Source organism: Streptomyces sp. NPDC039424 (genome assembly GCF_055639495.1).
This window is the reverse complement of the sequence record NZ_JBVKAI010000048.1, coordinates 1-3,477: the sequence shown is the minus strand read 5'-3', so window position 1 is coordinate 3,477 and position 3,477 is coordinate 1. Positions and strand designations below refer to the sequence as shown.

At 72.6% G+C, this 3,477-nt stretch carries 2 protein-coding genes; both read left to right on the top strand.

The genetic code is table 11. The annotated features are described in order from the left end of the window. Positions 1–2,009, top strand: a 2,009-nt coding sequence (locus tag ACZ7L0_RS43910) for a condensation domain-containing protein (RefSeq protein WP_471248191.1), incomplete at its 5' end; no start/stop codon positions are given. Continuing rightward, positions 2,006–3,477: condensation domain-containing protein (locus ACZ7L0_RS43905; protein ID WP_471248190.1), on the top strand; the 1,472-nt coding region annotated here is incomplete at its 3' end. The genes ACZ7L0_RS43910 and ACZ7L0_RS43905, both read left to right, overlap by 4 nt.

Genomic DNA, 3,477 nt, shown 5'->3' with positions numbered 1-3,477 from the left:
CCGACATCGCCCAAGCAGCCGTCACCGTCCACCAGGACCAACCCGGCAACACCCGACTCATCGCCTACGTCGTCGCCGACACCACCACACCGGCGGAGGACCTGCGTGAGTTCGCGCGCCGGCGGCTGCCGGACTACATGCTGCCGTCCGAGTTCGTCCAGCTCGACCGCTTGCCGTTGACGGCCAACGGCAAGCTCGACCGGACCGCGCTGCCCGCCCCCGGCGCCGCTCTTGCGGCGCGAGTACCGAGCCGTGGGCCGCGCACCGCGCGCGAGCGGCTGCTCGGTGAGCTGTTCGCGCAGGCGCTCGGGGTGGACCGGGTGGGGCCCGAGGACGACTTCTTCGCGCTGGGCGGGGACAGCATCGTCTCGATCCGACTGGTCAGCCTGGCGCGGGCGGCGGGGGTCGGATTCGCGGTCCGGGACGTCTTCGAGCAGCGGACGGTGGCCCGGCTGGCCGAGGTCTCCGAGGAACTGGAGCTGTCGGCCCCCAAGGACGACGGATCGGGCATCGGGGTGGTGGAACCCACTCCGATCATGCGGTGGTTCGACGCGCGCGGTGGTGAGGTGGACGGGTTCTACCAGGCCATGTTGCTGGAGGTGCCCGCCGATCTCGGTGAGGACCGCCTCACCGCGGCCGTCCAGGCGCTCGTGGACCACCATGACGCGCTGCGGCTGGTCCGGACGCCTGCGGGCGTCGGGGGCGGGTCGGCTTCGCTGGAGGTTCTGCCGGTGGGCAGTGTGTCGGCCGCGGAGCTGGTGCACCGGGTCGACCTCGGTGGCGGCGGCGTCGACGGGGCGCTGGTCCACGAGCAGGTGGAGGCGGCGGCGGGCCGTCTGTCGGCGGAGCGGGGGCTGTTGCTCCAGGTGGTCTGGTTCGACGCCGGACGGGCTCGCCGTGGCAGGCTGCTGTTTCTCGTCAACCATCTCGTCGTGGACGGGGTGTCCTGGCGGATCCTGCTTCCGGACCTGGTCGCCGCCTGTGAGGCGGTCGCACTCGACCGCGCGCCCCGGCTGGATCCGGTCGGCACCTCACTGCGCCGCTGGTCGCGGCTGCTGGCGGCGGAGGCCTGTCGGCCGGTGCGTGCCGCGGAGGTGACACTCTGGGCCGATCTGCTCGGCGCGGCCGACCCTCCGCTGACCGCCGGCCGGCTGGATCCCGTACGGGACACCGTCGGGCAGGCCCGCGAGTTCACGCTCTCCCTCCCGCCCGAGGTAACCGGCCCGCTCCTGACCACCGTGCCCGCGGCCTTCCACGCCGGGGTGAACGACGTCCTGCTGACCGCCCTCGCCCTGGCGGTCGCCCAGTGGCGTCGCGACCATGCGCGCGGGCGGCACACGGCGCTGCTGGTCGACGTGGAGGGCCACGGGCGTGAGGAGATCGTCGAGGGTACGGAGCTGTCGCGCACCGTGGGCTGGTTCACCTCGCTGTACCCCGTCCGTATCGATCCGGGTCCACTCGTGTGGGAGGAGGTCGTCTCCGGCGGGCCGGCGCTCGGACCGGCGCTGAAGCGGGTCAAGGAGCAGTTGCGGTCGCTGCCGGACCAGGGGCTGGGCTTCGGGCTGCTGCGGCACCTGAATCCCGAGACCGGGCGGGAGCTGGCGGGGCTCGCCGTGCCCCAGGTCGGGTTCAACTACCTCGGCCGGTTCCCGTCCGCGGGCAGCCCGGTGATCCCCGGCAACGCGGCCTGGACCGTGGCGCCGGAGGGGGGTCTGCTGAGCGGCGCCGATCCGGCCACCGCACTGGCGCATGGAGTGGAGGTCAACTCCATGGTCCGCGACGCCCCTGACGGGCCGTGGCTGGAGGCCGTCTGGACGTGGGCGCCGGACCTGTGGGCCGAGCGGCACGTCCGGCTCCTCGGCGATCAGTGGTTCCGGGCGATCCGCGGCCTGGTCCGGCACGGCGACCGGTCGGGCGCCGGTGGTCACACGCCCTCCGATTTTCCCCTCACCGAACTCAGCCAGCACGACATCGAGCAGCTCGAAGCCGCGTGGAGGATTCAGAAATGACGTCGTCGGGCCTGGAAGACATCCTGCCCCTTTCCCCGATGCAGGAGGGACTGCTGTTCCACTCCCGCTACGAGCCGGACGGCGCGGACGTCTACGCGGTGCAGCACGTCTTCGACATCCAGGGCACCCTGGACGGGGCGCGCCTACGGGCCGCGGTCCGCGCCCTCGTCCAACGGCATCCGAACCTGCGCGCCGGTTTCCGTCAGGTGGACTCGGGACAGACCGTGCAACTGATCCACCGGCAGTTCGAGGTGCCCTGGGAGGACTTCGACCTCTCGGCGCTGCCCGGCGCGGAGGCGGAGGCGGAGCTGGCCCGGCTGGCCGCCAAGGAGCACGGCCGCCGGTTCGATCTGGCCGAGCCGCCGCTGCTGCGCTTCTCCCTGGTGCGGCTGGCCGGGGAGCACCACCGGCTGATCATGACGACCCATCACATCCTCCTCGACGGCTGGTCGACCCCCATCCTGGTCCGCGAGCTGATCACTCTGTACGGCAGCCACGGTGACACCGCCGTGCTTCCTCGGGTGACCCCCTACCGGCAGTACCTCGGCTGGCTGGCGCAACAGGACCGGCCGGCGGCGGAGGCCGCCTGGCGCGAGGCTCTCGCCGGACTGGAGCAGCCGGCCCTGCTCACACCGGTGGATCCGACGCGCCCGGCGCTGCTGCCGGAGCGGATCACGGTCGAACTGGACGAGGACCGCACGGCGGCACTCGCCGACTGGGCGCGTCGGCAGGGCGTCACCCTGAACACCGTGCTGCAGGCCGCCTGGGCTCTGGTGCTGAGCCGGCGCACGGGACAGGACGACGTGGTGTTCGGGGCCGTCGTGGCGGGACGCGACCCGCAGCTGCCGGGCGTCGAGGCGATGGTGGGCCTGCTCATCAACATGGTGCCCGTCCGGGTCACGCTGGACCCGGCGCAGTCGCTGCTGTCGGCCGTCGTGGGGCTGCAGGACGAGCAGTCGCGGCTGACCGCGCATCACCATCTGGGCCTGGCCCGTATCCAGCAACTGGCCGGGCTCGGGGACCTCTTCGACACCTGCCTGGTGTTCGAGAACTATCCCTGGGACGACCCCGCCGAGCTGCCGGAGAGCGGGCTGCGGATCGCCCCGGACCTCGGCCGCGGGCGGGACGCGACGCACTATCCGCTGACCCTGATCGCCGCCCCTGGGCGCCGCCTCTACCTGCGCCTGGACTACCGCGACGATCTCTTCGACCGGGCCACGGCCGCCGCGTTCCTCGACCGGCTGATCCGGGTCCTCGACCTGGTAGTCACCGACGCCGAACGGCCGATCGCCCGGATCGACCTGCTCACCGACGAGGAGCGGCGGGACCTGCTCTCCGCCCGCAATGACACACACGCGGCGACCGGCGGGACGACCCTGCCGGGGTTGTTCGAGGCGCGGGCCGACGAGACGCCCGACACGGTCGCCGTGGTCAGCGGCGACACCACCCTCACATACCGGGAACTCAA